This window comes from endosymbiont of Ridgeia piscesae, from assembly GCF_001443665.1.
Taxonomy (GTDB): domain Bacteria; phylum Pseudomonadota; class Gammaproteobacteria; order Chromatiales; family Chromatiaceae; genus Endoriftia; species Endoriftia persephonae.
This window is the reverse complement of sequence record NZ_KQ557134.1, coordinates 35,327-50,045: the sequence shown is the minus strand read 5'-3', so window position 1 is coordinate 50,045 and position 14,719 is coordinate 35,327. Positions and strand designations below refer to the sequence as shown.

The 14,719-nt window shown below is 59.9% G+C and carries 13 protein-coding genes and 1 tRNA gene; 11 read left to right on the top strand and 3 right to left on the bottom strand.

All coding sequences use genetic code 11. From position 1 onward, the window contains the following. Positions 1-186: 186 nt before the first annotated feature. The 5 genes from Ga0074115_RS10600 (at position 187) to galU (ending at position 4,485) form a co-directional block, all read left to right on the top strand. Positions 187-1,020, top strand: a complete 834-nt coding sequence (locus tag Ga0074115_RS10600) for a flagellar hook-length control protein FliK (protein ID WP_060528500.1) — start codon at positions 187-189, stop codon at positions 1,018-1,020. Positions 1,021-1,110: 90 nt separating this feature from the next. Beyond that, positions 1,111-1,398: a LapA family protein gene (locus tag Ga0074115_RS10595; RefSeq protein ID WP_005965160.1), complete on the top strand. Its 288-nt coding sequence runs from the start codon at positions 1,111-1,113 to the stop codon at positions 1,396-1,398. Between the two features lie 177 nt (positions 1,399-1,575). Beyond that, on the top strand, positions 1,576-2,739 hold the full coding sequence (lapB, locus tag Ga0074115_RS10590; protein ID WP_057955894.1) for a lipopolysaccharide assembly protein LapB: 1,164 nt from the start codon (positions 1,576-1,578) through the stop codon (positions 2,737-2,739). 37 nt (positions 2,740-2,776) lie between these two features. Further along, complete coding sequence (gene pyrF / locus Ga0074115_RS10585; protein ID WP_057955893.1) at positions 2,777-3,499, top strand: orotidine-5'-phosphate decarboxylase; 723 nt, start codon at positions 2,777-2,779, stop codon at positions 3,497-3,499. 101 nt (positions 3,500-3,600) lie between these two features. Then, the gene (gene galU / locus Ga0074115_RS10580) at positions 3,601-4,485 is read left to right on the top strand and encodes a UTP--glucose-1-phosphate uridylyltransferase GalU (RefSeq protein ID WP_039960428.1); all 885 of its coding nucleotides are present in this window, start codon (positions 3,601-3,603) and stop codon (positions 4,483-4,485) included. Between the two features lie 126 nt (positions 4,486-4,611). On the opposite strand, the gene Ga0074115_RS10575 is transcribed toward galU, so the two are convergent. Beyond that, a tRNA-Glu gene (locus Ga0074115_RS10575) sits at positions 4,612-4,686 on the bottom strand. Between the two features lie 68 nt (positions 4,687-4,754). Here Ga0074115_RS10575 and pcnB point away from each other — a divergent pair. The 5 genes from pcnB (at position 4,755) to panD (ending at position 8,803) form a co-directional block, all read left to right on the top strand. Further along, positions 4,755-6,071, top strand: a complete 1,317-nt coding sequence (pcnB, locus tag Ga0074115_RS10570) for a polynucleotide adenylyltransferase PcnB (protein ID WP_408642713.1) — start codon at positions 4,755-4,757, stop codon at positions 6,069-6,071. Further along, on the top strand, positions 6,064-6,561 hold the full coding sequence (gene folK / locus Ga0074115_RS10565; RefSeq protein ID WP_057955891.1) for a 2-amino-4-hydroxy-6-hydroxymethyldihydropteridine diphosphokinase: 498 nt from the start codon (positions 6,064-6,066) through the stop codon (positions 6,559-6,561). Before pcnB ends, folK begins: the two co-directional genes overlap by 8 nt. A gap of 136 nt (positions 6,562-6,697) precedes the next feature. Further along, complete coding sequence (gene panB, locus Ga0074115_RS10560; RefSeq protein ID WP_057955890.1) at positions 6,698-7,495, top strand: 3-methyl-2-oxobutanoate hydroxymethyltransferase; 798 nt, start codon at positions 6,698-6,700, stop codon at positions 7,493-7,495. A gap of 8 nt (positions 7,496-7,503) precedes the next feature. Next, on the top strand, positions 7,504-8,367 hold the full coding sequence (panC, locus tag Ga0074115_RS10555) for a pantoate--beta-alanine ligase (RefSeq protein ID WP_198295068.1): 864 nt from the start codon (positions 7,504-7,506) through the stop codon (positions 8,365-8,367). A 55-nt stretch (positions 8,368-8,422) separates the two neighbouring features. Further along, the gene (gene panD / locus Ga0074115_RS10550; protein ID WP_057955888.1) at positions 8,423-8,803 is read left to right on the top strand and encodes an aspartate 1-decarboxylase; all 381 of its coding nucleotides are present in this window, start codon (positions 8,423-8,425) and stop codon (positions 8,801-8,803) included. 92 nt (positions 8,804-8,895) lie between these two features. Here panD and glgA read toward each other — a convergent pair whose 3' ends face one another. Beyond that, a complete protein-coding gene (gene glgA / locus Ga0074115_RS10545) occupies positions 8,896-10,383 on the bottom strand; it encodes a glycogen synthase GlgA (protein ID WP_057955887.1) in 1,488 nt (495 codons plus the stop codon). 290 nt (positions 10,384-10,673) lie between these two features. On the opposite strand from glgA, the gene pgi reads away from it, so the two are divergent. Further along, on the top strand, positions 10,674-12,335 hold the full coding sequence (pgi, locus tag Ga0074115_RS10540; RefSeq protein WP_198295067.1) for a glucose-6-phosphate isomerase: 1,662 nt from the start codon (positions 10,674-10,676) through the stop codon (positions 12,333-12,335). A gap of 89 nt (positions 12,336-12,424) precedes the next feature. On the opposite strand, the gene glgB is transcribed toward pgi, so the two are convergent. Then, positions 12,425-14,605, bottom strand: coding sequence for a 1,4-alpha-glucan branching protein GlgB (glgB, locus tag Ga0074115_RS10535; RefSeq protein WP_060528498.1), 2,181 nt, complete (start codon positions 14,603-14,605; stop codon positions 12,425-12,427). Positions 14,606-14,719: the final 114 nt, after the last annotated feature.

Here is a 14,719-nt window from a genome sequence, read left to right as displayed (position 1 = left end):
GTGACCACCTCTCCCGCTTAGCCTCGACAGGTTTGGTCCACTTCCTGCATTGCAGGAGGTGAACCCAGCACCCTAACTCGAGGCAAGATCATGAACCCACTCGCTATGCTGCCTACTGCATCCTCTAGCCCGGCCTCAGCCACTGCCGGGATTCACAGCGAAACTGCTCCTCAGGAGGGGCCTGGGATGGAAGGGGCCAGCGAACTGGTGGTAGATGCTGAACAGGCATCCGATTTCATGAAGTTTCTTGAGTTCGCCGGGATGCAGCTTGCTGCCGCCCTCCCGGATGGCGCCGGTTTGCCGCATCTGCCTGCCGCTGGCGGCAAGGCCTTGCCGCCAGCGGCAGGGGGACTGCCCAGGATGGAGCAGCTGTTGATGCCGGGAGCAACCGATATGGCGGCGCAGCAGCAAGTGCAGTTTGATCGCCTGCTGGATGGTGCAGGGCGATTGCAGATGACGTCTGCCCTGGCTGGTCAGGGTGAGCCGGCCGCTGCTGTTGGTGAATCGCGGCTGGTTGATTCGCTGCTGAGTGGGGGGCTGGCGGGCGTCCAGTCAAATGCGTCTGCGACGCGTTCACTACCAGCGATGGGTCTGCGACTCGATATGCCAGTCGGACAGCCAGAGTGGAATCAGTCGCTGGGAGATCGTCTGCAGTGGATGATCGGGCGTAATATCCAGCAGGCGGAGGTGCGCCTCAGTCCCCCCCACCTGGGGCCACTGGAGATTCGCGTGTCGCTGCAAAACGATCAGGCCAGCGTCAGCTTTGTTGCGCAACATGCCGCCACCCGGGATGCGATCGAGGCGGCGCTACCACGGTTGCGGGAGATGCTGGGTGAGGCCAATATCAATCTGGCGGATGTGGATGTGGGGCAGCGCGATCCACGCACCTTCGATCATCAGCAGGAGAAGGGAGGGGGTGCCGATGCGGATCAGGGGGGCGATGATCGGCAGGCGGCAAACGCCATGCCGCTGCAGCAGGTTCAACCTGTATCGCGGGGATTGGTGGATGAACATGTCTGAATGATCCAGATCAGCGCAACGCCTATTTCCAACCGGCAGACAATTACGAGAGAATAGCCCACTCAGTCCGGGAAACATTGGGGGCCCCAGGTGCGCATTATTAAACTGTTGCTGTTCCTTCTGCTGATGATCTTGGCGGCAGCGTTTGCTGCACTGAACGCCGACCCGGTGTTGCTTAACTTCTATTTTGGCGCCCGTGAGTTTCCGCTCTCGCTGGTGATGGTCGGCGCCTTGGGTATCGGTATGCTGCTGGGTATCCTCTCCGGGATGGGCGTGATCTTGGGCGTCAAGCGTGAGAACGCTCAGCTCAGGCGGCGTGAACGTGAGGCTATTGCGGAGGTGAAAAACCTCCGCTCGCTACCTTTGCAGGATCGCTAAGGAGCCTCTGAATGAATCTGGGCGAGCAGAGTTGTGAGGCCAAGTTTTCTGATGCGAGGCGGAAATCGCAGGTAATAGCTGGTCTATTGCCTAGATTTCCAGCGCAGCAGCGGGCAATTTGGATCGCAATGCTGCCGTTCATGATTCATTCAGAGGCTCCTTAAAGGAAAATCCCTCATGCTGGAGTTGTTGTTGTTACTCCTTCCGGTCGCTGCTGCGTCAGGCTGGTGGGCGGCGCGCCGAAGTGTATCGAAGCAGGAGCGCACAGCGGCTCGCGAATGGTCGCCGCAGTATCTCAAAGGCCTCAACTTTCTGCTCAACGAACAGCCGGATAAGGCGATCGACCTGCTGGTGAAGATGGTCGAGGTGGATAGCGAGACGGTGGAGACCCACCTCGCCCTGGGTAATCTGTTTCGCCGTCGCGGTGAGGTTGAGCGGGCGATCCGCATTCATCAGAATCTGATTGCTCGTCCCAGCCTGCATGGGCAGCAGCGCGCCCAGGCGTTGCTGGAGTTGGGTCAGGACTATATGCGGGCCGGGCTCTTTGATCGCGCGGAGAACCTCTTCAGCGAGCTGGCCGAGAGTCGTTTCTACAAGCGCCAAGCGTTATCCAATCTGTTGGAGATCTTTCAGCAGGAGAAGGATTGGCAACGTTGCCTGGAGACTGCCGAGCGGCTCAAGGTGGCGGGTGAACGGGGGCTCTCCAGCCGCATCTCCCACTTTCATTGTGAGCTGGCGTTGCAGGCATTGGCCGAAAGCGACCCGGGGGTTGCGCTGGCGCAGCTGAAAAAGGCCGCCGCCCGAGACAGAAGCAACGTACGGGTGACGCTGATCCGGGCTGATATTGCGATGCACGCCGGCGACTGTAAGGCAGTGATCAAGGGCTGCAAGCGAGTCGAGGGGCAGGAGCCGGCCTATTTGCCAGAGGTGCTGCCGATGTTGCAGGAGTGCTACCAGCGCTTGCAGCAGGATGAGTCGTTGCTCGACTATCTGCAGGGGCTCTACAGCCGCCATGCCGGCAGCGAGCTGATGCTGATGCTGACTGATCTGATCCAGAACAGAGAGGGGGCGCAGGCGGCTGAGGCGTTTGTCCTTAAACATCTGGCGGCCCATCCCGACCTCAAGGGGCTGGATAAGCTAGTCACCCTGAATCTGCAGCAGACGGGGGCGGCGGGTGAAACCCTGGCAACCCTGAAGCAGGCAGTAGAGCAGATGTTGGAGAGGCAGGCAGCCTACCAGTGTGAGCAGTGTGGATTCAACGCTAAGAAGCTCCACTGGCAGTGTCCGAGTTGCATGAGCTGGGGTAGCATCAAGCCAGCCCAAAACGGCGGGGTCGCTTGAGCGGCCCTGAAGCATGTGGTTTGCGGGAGGAGCAGTGATGAGTGAGACAGGTTCGCGGGTGATTGTCGCCCTGGATTTTCCTGAGGAGCAGAAGGCGTTGCAGCTGGTGGATCAGCTAGAGCCCTCTCTGTGCCATCTTAAGGTCGGCAAGGAGATGTTCACCCGTCTGGGCCCCGGCTTTGTCGAGAGCCTTTCGGTACGCGGGTTTGCGGTCTTTCTCGACCTCAAGTTCCACGATATTCCGAATACCGTAGCTGCGGCCTGTGATGCGGCAGCAGATCTGGGTGTCTGGATGATCAATCTGCATGCGTCGGGCGGACGTCGCATGATGGAGACGGCCAGGGAGCGCCTGGAACGCCATGCCCAGCGGCCGAAGTTGGTGGCGGTGACTATCCTGACCAGTCTTTCGAGGGAGGATATCGCCGAGGTCGGTTTCCACGGCACCCCGGCGGAAAATGTGTTTCGCCTAGCCCACCTGACAAAAAGCGCTGGGTTAGATGGCGTGGTCTGCTCGCCGCGAGAGGCCGGGGCAATCCGCGCTGCAGTGGGCGGCGACTTCCTGCTGGTGACGCCAGGAGTAAGACCAAAGGATGCGGCTGCCGATGATCAGCGACGGGTGATGACGCCGGGGGAGGCGATCGCTGCCGGTTCCAGCTATCTGGTGGTCGGACGACCGATTACCGCCGCGGCGGATCCGCTGGCGGCGCTGCGTCAGATCAATGCGGATGTAACCGAATCGACATTATCGGCTGACAAATAGTTGGATCGATTGACACCCCTGTGGGGCGATCATACTCTCAGACGGGTTTCGGATCGTCATCCGAACTATCTAAGAAAAGCACCAAACACCAAGGACTGAGGATGAGTAAAAAGATACGTAAAGCCGTCTTTCCTGCAGCCGGGATGGGAACCCGTTTCATACCCGCCACCAAAGCCAACCCCAAAGAGATGTTGCCTATCGTGGACAAACCGCTGATTCAGTATGCGGCGGAAGAGGCAGAAGAGGCCGGCGTGGACAACCTGGTCTTCATCATTGGGCGTCAGAAACGCGCGATCCCCGATCACTTTGATAAAAACTACGAGCTGGAGAGCGAGCTGGAAGCTGCTGGCAAACACAAACTGTTGAAGATCGTACAGAATGTGTTGCCTTCGAATGTCTCATGTATCTATCTGCGACAGGCTGAGGCCCTCGGTCTGGGCCATGCTGTGCTCTGCGCCAAGCCGGTGGTGGGCGACGAACCCTTTGCAGTAACCCTGGCGGACGACCTGATCAAAGGTGATGGTGGTAAGGGGGCATTGGCGCAGATGGCGGAGGTCTACGAAAAGTACCAGTGCAGTGTGATCCTAGTGGAAGAGGTTCCGCCGGAGGAGACCAACAAGTACGGTATCGTCGAGATCGCGGAAGATGACGGCGAGACTGCGATCATTACCTCGATCGTGGAGAAGCCGAATCCGGAAGATGCACCCTCCAATCTGGCGGTGGTCGGGCGCTATATCCTGACCCCCCGTATCTTCGAATTGCTGGAGAAGACCAAGCGTGGCGCCGGCGGTGAGATCCAGCTGACCGATGCGATTGCGGAACTGCTGAAGTATGAGAAGGTGCGCGCCTATCGCGTCAAGGGCAAGCGCTATGACTGCGGCAGCAAAGAGGGGTACATGGAGGCGACCGTTGAATATGGCCTGGCACACTCTGAGATCGGCGCTGATTTTGCGGAGTATCTGAAGAAGATCGCCGCGGATCTTTGATCCGGAGCGGATGAGCGCCTGCAAGGGTCTGTGTTTGTCACAGGCCCTTTTTTATTGCGTATGTGCCGCCTACTTTTTTGGCGTGTATGGTCCGCGCGATGAGCATCAGAGAGGAGGGGGGGAAGATGGTACTCCCTAGGGGAATCGAACCCCTGTTACCGGCGTGAGAGGCCAGCGTCCTAACCGCTAGACGAAGGGAGCAACGTCGCGAGAAAGCCGGTATTATACTGACCTTGCTGCCAGGCACAATGGCCTGAGCACATTTTTTTATTCAATCACCAAGGACAGAGAAAATCGTTACACCAGTTGTTATTGCCCGGCCTGAGCACAATCTCTCTCGCTCCAACATCAGTGAAAACGCACTCAAGGTGCTCTATCGGCTGAAAAATGCCGGCTATCGGGCCTGCTTGGTGGGCGGAGGGGTGCGCGACCTGCTGTTGGGGCGCGAGCCAAAAGATTTCGATGTGGCCACCGATGCCCGCCCGGAGCAGGTGCGGCAGGTGTTTCGCAACTGCCGCCTGATCGGCCGCCGCTTCCGCCTCGCGCATGTCCATTTCGGCCGGGAGATCATCGAGGTCGCCACCTTCCGTAGTATGGGGGATGGTGAACAGCAGGATCAGCGCCAGGTGGAAAATGGCATGATCCTGCGCGATAACGTCTACGGTACCATCGACGAGGATGCGCAGCGTCGCGACTTCACCATCAACGCCCTCTACTACGATATCGAGGACTTCTCCGTGCTCGACTACGCAAACGGTATGCAGGACCTGCGCGAGGGCCGGCTGCGGCTGCTCGGCGATCCTGAACAGCGTTATCGTGAGGATCCGGTGCGCATGTTGCGGGCGGTGCGTTTTGCCGGCAAGCTTGGATTCCTCATCGAGGAGCAGACTGAGGCCCCCATCGAACGTCTCAGCGGCCTGTTGCAGGAGGTGCCGTCAGCGCGCCTCTACGAAGAGGTGCTGAAGCTGTTTCTCGGTGGCTCGGCCCTCGAAACCTTCGAAAAGCTGCGCCATTACGGTCTCTTTAGTCGACTCTTTCCCGCCACTGAAGAGGCACTCTCCCACGAGGAGCACGACTTCCCCATCACCTTCGTCAATCGAGGGCTGAGTAATACTGACCAGCGTATCCGTGAGGAGAAGCCGGTCACTCCGGCGTTTCTGTTTGCAGTGCTGCTGTGGGAACCGGTGCGGCGACTCGCCGGGCAGTATATGGAGGAGGGGCTGGCGGCGGTGCCTGCGCTGCAGGATGCGGGGCGTGAGGTATTGTCGGCACAAAATCAGTTGGTTTCGATCCCCAAACGCTTCGGCTACCCGATGCGTGACATTTGGCAATTACAGCCGCGTTTCGAGAACCGCGCCGGTAAACGCCCCCAGCGTCTGATTACCCACCCCAAATTTCGCGCCGCCTACGACTTTTTGCTGCTGCGCGCCGAGGCGGGGGAGACAGACTCGGAACTGGCCGCCTGGTGGACCGATTTCCAGAAGGAAAACGCGAGTCCACAACCCGAACCAACCGAGCAGAAACGACGCCGCCGGCGTCGGCGGCGGCGCAAACCGGACGGCGAGGACAAGCCGGTCGATGGCTGAGCCGGCCCCGCGCTCAGTCTACATCGCTCTCGGCAGCAACCTGGCCGACCCTGAGGCCCAGATCAGGTGCGCATTTGATGAGCTCGATAGACTGCCAGGCAGTTCGCTGACAAGCCACTCATCCCTCTATCGCAGCCGCCCGTTGGGGCCGCCGGACCAACCCGACTACATCAACGCTGTCATCCTGTTGCGGACAACGTTGTCACCGCAAGCGCTGTTGGATCAGACTCAGGCCATCGAAGCGGCGCACCAGCGCAGGTGGGATGGCGAGCGCTGGGGACCACGCACCCTCGATCTTGATCTGTTGCTCTATGCTGACCGGGTGGTGCAGACGGATCGATTACAGATCCCCCATCCTGAGATGACACAGCGTGCTTTTGTACTGCTGCCGCTGGCCGAGGTTGCCCCGGCTGGGCTGGTAATCCCTGGAGCGGGGTCATTGCAGGCGTTGCTTCAACATATTTCCAGGGATGGTCTGCAGCGGCTCTGAGCGGGTTTCGGCAGGTGTAAGCTGAAGCCTGCGCGCGGCCGCTGTGGGCGATGAATCGGGCTGAATCACTTGCTATTATTGACTCCCTCAATAGAATTGCTGCCAAACAATTGTTGTTTTCAGGGGAGGCACGCCCGTGTCGTCGAACAAGATTACAGTGACGCGCCTGCGCGAGATGAAGCGCGATGGGCGCAAGATCAGCTGCCTGACCTGCTACGACGCCAGCTTCGCCCGGCTGATGGAGCAGGCCGGGATCGAGTTGTTGCTGGTGGGGGATTCTCTGGGCATGGTGGTGCAGGGCCAGTCGACCACTCTGCCGGTCAGTCTTGACGAGATGGTCTACCATGCCCGTAACGTCGCCCGGGCTTGCCATAATCCGCTGCTGATCGTCGACCTGCCCTTCATGAGTTACGCTTCGCCGGAGCAGGCGCTGCGCAGTGCGGCGCGGCTGATGCAAGAGGGCGGCGCACAGATGGTCAAGCTGGAGGGCGGTGGGCCGGTGCTGGAGAGCGTGCGGCGCATGACGGAACAGGGTATTCCGGTTTGTGCTCACCTGGGATTGCTGCCCCAGTCGGTGCACAAGCTCGGTGGCTACCGGGTGCAGGGGCGCGATGATGTGGCCGCGGCGCGGATCTTGAAGGAGGCCTACGAGCTGCAGGAGGCAGGGGCCGATCTGCTGGTGCTGGAGTGTGTGCCAGCCAGCTTGGGGGCCGAGGTCAGCGCCACGCTCGAGATACCGGTGATCGGCATTGGCGCCGGCAGCAGCTGTGATGGTCAGGTACTGGTGGTCTATGACATGCTGGGCATGAATCCCAATCCGGCCAGTTTTGTGCGCGACTTCCTTGGTGGCGCTGGCAGTATCGAAGGTGCCTTTCAGGCCTATGTGGCGGCGGTACGCGATGGCGGTTTCCCCACGCTTGAGCAGGCCTTCTGAGATTGGCAATGCAGCAGACAGCGAGTATCGAGGCGCTGCGCCAACGGGTGCGTGAGTGGCGAGCGGGCGGTGAGCGGGTCGCTTTTGTGCCCACCATGGGTAATCTGCATGCGGGTCATATGACGTTAGTGGAGGCGGCCCAAAAGCGCGCTGAACGTTGTGTTGTCAGCATTTTCGTCAACCCGCTGCAGTTTGCTGCGGGTGAGGATCTGGAGAGCTACCCTCGTACCCTGGCGGCTGACTGGGAGAAGCTCGCGGCGGCTGGGGTCGATCTGTTGTTTTTGCCCAGCGTGGAGACCATCTATCCGGCGGGTCAGGCGGCGCAGACCCGCGTCGAGGTGCCACTGATCTCCGACATGCTGTGTGGTGCCAGTCGTCCCGGCCACTTCGCCGGTGTCGCAACGGTGGTCTGCAAGTTGTTCAATATGGTGCAGCCCGATCTGGCGCTGTTTGGTGAGAAAGACTTCCAGCAACTGATGGTGATCCGCCGTATGGTGGCGGATCTGGCGATGCCGCTGCAGATCGTTGGTGTGCCCACCAGTCGGGAGCCAGACGGGCTGGCGCGTAGTTCGCGCAATGGTTATCTGACTGAGGATGAGCGCAAACGTGCACCGGCACTCTATGCGGCCCTGCAGATGGTGGCCGAGGGTTTGAAGTCGGCCGAGCCAAACCCGGCGGAACTGCTGTCGAAGGCGAAAAAAAGCCTTGAATCGTCAGGTTTTCGCCCCGACTATGTTGAGATCCTTTCGGCCGATGATCTGCAGCCTGCGGCTCGCGGAACCTCTGAGTTGGTGGTGCTGGCTGCCGCCTATCTGGGCAGGGCGCGGCTGATCGATAATCTGCGGGTCTCTTTGTCGCCATCCGGGGATTGATGGGCGGATCAAGATCGATAATAATTACCGGTTCAGTGAAACGGAGCCTCGATAGATGTTGTTGACTGTTCTCAAATGCAAACTGCACCGCGCCTGTGTCACCCATTCAGAGGTCGACTACGAGGGGTCCTGTGCGGTGGACAGCGATCTGCTCGATCTGGCAGGCATCCGCGAGTACGAACAGATCCAGATCTACAATGTGACCAATGGGCAGCGCTTTACCACCTACGCGATCCGTGCCGAGGCCGGCTCCCGCATCATCTCGGTGAATGGTGCGGCGGCGCACAAGGCGGATCCGGGCGATCGGGTCATCATCTGCGCCTATGCCGGGCTGGACGAGCAGGAGCTGGAGCAGTTCAAGCCGACCCTGGTCTATCTGAACGAGCAGAACCGGGTCACGCGGACCGGCGATGCGATCCCAATTCAAGCGGCCTGATCCAGCTTCAGAGACGGTTCGACATCAGACCCCGGGGCCTTGTTTAGCCTCGGGGTTTTTGTTGCCCGGGGGCAGGGGGGCTTCAGACAATTTTAGCGCACCAATGTCTGACGATAGAGATCGACATAGTGGGCGGCGCTGTTCTCCCAGCTGAGATCCTGTTTCATACCGCTGGTGGCGAGGATGCACCACTCCACCTCGCCGCGCTGGTAAAACTCGATGGCCCGCTCCACTGCCTGCCACAGGCTGGAACCGTTCGCCTGGTCGAAGACGAAGCCGTTGGCTGTGCCGTTGGCCAGGGTGGCGGGGCTGACGTCGACCACCGTGTCGGCCAGTCCGCCGGTGCGGCGTACGATCGGCACAGTGCCATAGCGTAGGCTGTAGATCTGATTCAGGCCGCAGGGCTCGAAGCGGGAGGGCATTAGAAAACAGTCGCAGCCCGCCTCGATGCGATGCGCTAGCCCTTCATCGTAACCGATCCTGACTCCTACCCGGCTATGGTATTTATTGCTGATCTTCTTCAGCGCCTGTTCCAGATCCGGGTTGCCGCTGCCGAGAAACACTACCTGCGCGCCTGAGTCGATGATGCCAGGCAGTACCTGCAGGATCAGGTCGACACCTTTCTGTTCCACCAGTCGGCCGATATAGCCAAACAGCTGGATATGTTCGTCTTCGGGCAGGCCTAACTCCCGCTGCAGTGCCAGTTTGTTGAGACGCTTGTGGGTGAAATGGTCGGCATTGAAGGGCTCTGCAATGGCTGGGTCATTTTCCGGATCCCAAGCGTGGTAGTCGATGCCGTTGAGAATGCCGCTGAAGTGGTGGCGGCGGTGCTGCAGCAGCCCCTCCAGCCCGTAACCGTACTCCGGGGTCTGGATCTCCTGGGAATAGGTGGGGCTGACGGTGGTGATCCGGTCGGCGTAGGCAATGCCACCCTTGATGAATGAGAGCTGCCAGTAAAACTCTAATCCTTCGGGGGACCAGAAGCTCTTCGGGAGTCCAAGCCGCTGGAATGTCTCTTGGTCGAACAGACCCTGGTAGGCTAGATTGTGGATGGTGAAGACGCTGGCAGGGCGATTGGTTTCGACCGAGAGCAGCGCCGGTACTAGACCTGCCTGCCAGTCGTGGGCATGCACCAGATCTGGTCGCCAGTTGCCGCCGGCCCGGTCGACGGCGATCTCAACCGCAGCGCGGCAGAACAGCGCAAAGCGGTCGGCATTGTCGGCCCAGGTATCGCCTGTCGGTGAGAGGTAGGGGTTGCCTTCGCGGTTGAAGAAGTGCGGTGCATCCACCAGATAGACTGGGAGCTGATGCTCGCCGCAGTGCCCATAGAGCAGATTGACCGGTTCGTTGTAGCCAAACAGCCGCAGTTGGCTGATTGTCTCGATCTGCTGCGTGTGGCGCAGCGCCTCCGGGAAGGCGGGCAGCACCAGACGGCAGTCGTGTCCCAGGCTGCGCAGGGCGGCCGGCAGGCTGCCGGCGACATCGGCCAGACCGCCGGTTTTGATCAGTGGCACCGCCTCACTGACAACAAATAGGATGTTGAGGGGAGGGGCGGTGTTCTGTTTGGTTACTTCAGCCATCGCTCTCGATATATCGCCACGGGCGTGGATTCTGCTTCAGTTTTCCTGCTGCAAGAATTCTAAATCAAAGCAATGCAGGGATGACAGCAAAAAACCTCGATTATTTTCCTCTGGTTGCTTGAATAGCTGGAGGCTTCTTCTTTACCATTTGTGAACAACTAAAATCGTTGGAGAATTTCTGGTTTATCTCCCGCATCACAGGCTGTGCTGCCACTGAAATGATCAGCGCTCCGCTGGCGGATGCCACACCAGAACCCGTAGTAGACTCACAACAAGCAATAATCCGGATCATGACTGAAACAAATCACACCGAGGAGTGGGCTGCTCTGCAGGAGCATTGGGAAGAGATTGCACCGATTCAGATGCGGGATCTGTTTGCCGAACACCCGGAGCGCTCCGAGCAGTTTTTGTTGCGCAGCTGCGGGATCCTGCTCGACTACTCGAAAAACCGCATTACGCCCAAGAGCATGCAATTGTTACTCGATCTGGCGCGACGGGTCGATGTGGACGGCTGGCGCCGACGCATGTTTTCAGGTGACCGCCTGAATAACACCGAAGACCGGGCGGTGTTGCATGTGGCGCTGCGCAATCGCAGCAACAGGCCGATCTGGGCCGATGGCGAGGATGTGATGCCGCAGGTCAATGCGGTGTTGGAGAAGATGGAGGCCTTCTCCGAATCGGTCCGCTCGGGGAGCTGGAAAGGCTTCACCGGGCGCGAAATCACCGATGTGGTGAACATCGGTATCGGTGGCTCCAATCTCGGACCGCTGATGGTGTGTGAGGCGCTGAAGCACTATCAGCGCCCCGACCTGCGTGTCCATTTTGTCTCCAATGTGGATGCGACGCACCTGATCGAGACGCTGAAGTGGCTCGACCCGGAGACCACCCTGTTCATCGTTGCTTCCAAGACCTTCACCACCCAGGAGACCCTAACCAACGCCTTTACCGCCCGCAGCTGGCTGCTCGAATCGCTGGCTGATGAGCGGGCGGTGGCCAGTCACTTTGTGGCGGTCTCGACCAATGCCGAGAAGGTTGCCGAGTTTGGCATCGATACCGCAAATATGTTCGAGTTCTGGGACTGGGTGGGGGGGCGTTACTCACTCTGGTCGGCGATCGGGCTGCCGATTGCCATCGCCATCGGCATGCAGCGCTTCTATGAGCTGCTCGATGGCGCCCACGAGATGGACGAACACTTCTTGAATGCCGATCTGTCGGAGAATATGCCGGTGGTGATGGCGCTGCTTGGGGTCTGGTACAACGACTTCGCCAAGGCCAGAACCCAGGCGATTCTTCCTTATGACCAGTATCTGCGCTATCTGCCTGACTATCTGCAGCAGGCTGATATGGAGAGTAACGGCAAGCGGGTCACCCGCTTTGGTCGGCCGGTGGGTTACCCCACCGGGGCGGTGGTCTGGGGTACTGCCGGCACCGATGGTCAACACGCCTTCTATCAGCTGATCCACCAGGGCACGCAGATGATCCCCTGTGACTTCATCGCTCCGGTCAACAGCCATAATGAGTCGGGTGATCACCACCAGAAGCTGATCGCCAACTGCCTGGCGCAGACCGAGGCGCTGATGCGTGGCAAGACCCGCAGCGAGGTACGCGAGGAGCTTGAGGCAAGCGGTATGGAGGCAGAACAGATCGTCGATCTGCTGCCGCACAAGATCTTTCCCGGCAACCGGCCCAGCAACACCCTGCTGATCGACAAGATCACGCCGCAGCGGCTGGGTTCGCTGGTCGCCCTCTATGAGCACAAGATCTTTGTGCAGGGGGTGATCTGGCGGGTCAACTCCTTCGATCAGTGGGGCGTGGAACTGGGCAAACAGCTGGCCGGGGTGATCCTTAACGAGCTGCTGGATGAGGGTGTCAATGCCGAGCACGATAGTTCCACCCGTGGCCTGGTCGACTATTTCCGGCGCTACCGCCCACGCAGCCGCAAGTCTGATTAGATCTTGCGAAGGGGGTGGCGGCACCTCGCCGCGAGCGCCCTGACCAAGCGCTGCGCAGGCGTGGTGTCTACGATTCGTTCAGAGGCTTCTTAACCTTCCGGCTTCAGCACAATGGCCCCCAGCGGTGGCAGTCGCAGCACCGCGGAGTGGGGCTGGTTCATCCAGGGTAGTTGTTCCGCCTGAATCTGCCCGTCGTTGCCGAGGTTGCTGCCGGCGTAGAATTTGGAGTCTGAATTGAGGATCTCATGGTAGCTGCCGGCTTGCGGCAGGCCGATGCGGTAGTTCTCCCGTGGCACCGGGGTGAAGTTGAGGATCACCACGAGCTGGCTGCCATCCGTGCCCTTGCGCAGATAGCTGAGTACCGACTGGGAGCTGTCGTGGCAGTCGATCCACTCAAATCCGCTCGACTCGAAGTCGAGTTGATGCAGCGCAGGCTGTTCCCGGTAGAGTTGGTTGAGATCGCCCACCAGCTGACGCAGCCCGCCGTGAAAGTGGGTGTCGGTGAGCACCCAGTCGAGACTGCTGGCCTCATTCCATTCGTTGATCTGGCCGAATTCGTTGCCCATGAAGAGCAGCTTCTTACCGGGGTAGGTGAACATGTAGGTGTAGAGCTGGCGCAGGCTGGCAAAGCGACGCCACTCATCCCCCGGCATCTTGTTGATCATCGAGCCCTTGCCGTGCACCACCTCGTCGTGGGAGAAGGGCAGCATGAAGTTCTCGGTGAAGCTGTAGAGCAGGCCGAAGGTGAGCAGGTCGTGGTGGTAGTGGCGGTAGACCGGATCCTTCGACATATAGGAGAGGCTGTCGTGCATCCAGCCCATGTTCCACTTCATGCTGAAGCCGAGCCCACCGAGCCAGGTAGGGCGTGACACTTGCGGCCAGGCGGTGGACTCTTCGGCGATCATCAGGCTGCCGGGGTGGAGTTCATGGGTGACACTGTTGAGTTCGTGCAGGAAATCGACTGCCTCCAGGTTCTCCCGGCCGCCATGTTTGTTGGGTATCCAGTCGCCTGCTTCGCGTGAGTAGTCGAGGTAGAGCATGGAGGCCACCGCATCGACTCGCAGCCCGTCGATGTGGAACTCCTCCAGCCAGTAGACGGCGCTGGAGATGAGGAAGTTGCGTACCTCGTTGCGGCCAAAATTAAAGATCAGGGTGCCCCAGTCCTGATGCTCACCCTGGCGTGGGTCTTCATGCTCGTAGAGCGCCGAACCGTCGAAGCGCGCCAGTGCGTGACGATCCCGCGGGAAGTGGGCTGGCACCCAGTCGAGGATCACGCCGATGCCGTGCTGGTGTAGATGGTCGACGAAGTAGCGGAAGTCATCGGGGCTGCCGAAGCGGCTGGTGGGGGCAAAGTAGCCGGTGGTCTGGTAGCCCCAGGAGGCGTCCAGCGGGTGCTCGGTGATCGGCAGCAGCTCGATGTGGGTGAAGCCAGTCTGTTGAACGTAGTCGCAGAGGCGATGGGCTAGCTCCCGATAGTTGAGGAAATCGCCGTTTTCATCTCGCTGCCAGGAGCCGAGATGGACCTCATAGACGGACATCGGCTGGTGTTGCCAGTCGAAGCTGCGGCGTGATTCCAGCCAGCCCTGGTCTTGCCACTGATAGGTTTCAGCGCAGATGATGCCTGCGCTCTCCGGTCGCAGCTGGAAGGCGTTGCCGTAGGGGTCGCTGCGCAGGCTGATCTCTCCGGAGTGGGTGCGGATCTCGAACTTGTAGAAGTGGCCACTGCCGATGCCGGGGATGAACAGCTCCCAGATGCCAGTGCTGCCGCGTACCCGCATCGAATGGGTGCGGCCGTCCCACTGGTTGAAGTCGCCGACCACCGAGACCCGTTGCGCGATGGGGGCCCAGACGGAGAAGAGCGCGCCGTCGATGCCATCCGCCTGCCACGGATGGGCGCCCAGGAAGCGGTAGGCGTGGCGATGGCGTCCCTCGCCGAACAGATGCAGGTCGAAGTCCGGCAGCTGTGGGGTGAAACAGTAGGGGTCGTATTGCTGATGGCGTGCGCCCTGTTCATCGAACCATTCGAGCTGGTAGCGTTCGGGGAGTTTGGCGGCCTTGAATTTGCCGCGAAACAGGTCGGTGCCTTCGATTCTTTCCAGGGGCTCATCAATGTCACTCAGGGTCACCTTCCTGGCGCGAGGCAGAAACACGGTGACCTCGACTTTTTTGCCTGTGAGATGTCGCCCAAGCACCTCAAAAGGGTCGTGGTGACGCGCCTCGATAATACGTTGCAGGGGTTCAGCAACAGTGGCCTTGATCACTTGTGTCATGGAAGAAATTCCGCCTTTTCCGGTACGCTTGAAAGGGTGCATGATGGTACCATACCGCCATGCCAATACGACGCCTTGTTGATATTTCGCTGTGCAGAGTACCCGGTCATGGAG

Bases quoted from the DNA above. Each gene is read 5' to 3' on its own strand.
- Ga0074115_RS10600 (WP_060528500.1), top strand. From the start codon at position 187: ATGGAAGGGGCCAGCGAACTGGTGGTAGATGCTGAACAGGCATCCGAT.
- lapB (WP_057955894.1), top strand. From the start codon at position 1,576: ATGCTGGAGTTGTTGTTGTTACTCCTTCCGGTCGCTGCTGCGTCAGGC.
- pyrF (WP_057955893.1), top strand. From the start codon at position 2,777: ATGAGTGAGACAGGTTCGCGGGTGATTGTCGCCCTGGATTTTCCTGAG.
- galU (WP_039960428.1), top strand. From the start codon at position 3,601: ATGAGTAAAAAGATACGTAAAGCCGTCTTTCCTGCAGCCGGGATGGGA.
- folK (WP_057955891.1), top strand. From the start codon at position 6,064: ATGGCTGAGCCGGCCCCGCGCTCAGTCTACATCGCTCTCGGCAGCAAC.
- panC (WP_198295068.1), top strand. From the start codon at position 7,504: ATGCAGCAGACAGCGAGTATCGAGGCGCTGCGCCAACGGGTGCGTGAG.
- panD (WP_057955888.1), top strand. From the start codon at position 8,423: ATGTTGTTGACTGTTCTCAAATGCAAACTGCACCGCGCCTGTGTCACC.
- glgA (WP_057955887.1), bottom strand. From the start codon at position 10,383: ATGGCTGAAGTAACCAAACAGAACACCGCCCCTCCCCTCAACATCCTA.
- pgi (WP_198295067.1), top strand. From the start codon at position 10,674: ATGACTGAAACAAATCACACCGAGGAGTGGGCTGCTCTGCAGGAGCAT.
- glgB (WP_060528498.1), bottom strand. From the start codon at position 14,605: ATGACACAAGTGATCAAGGCCACTGTTGCTGAACCCCTGCAACGTATT.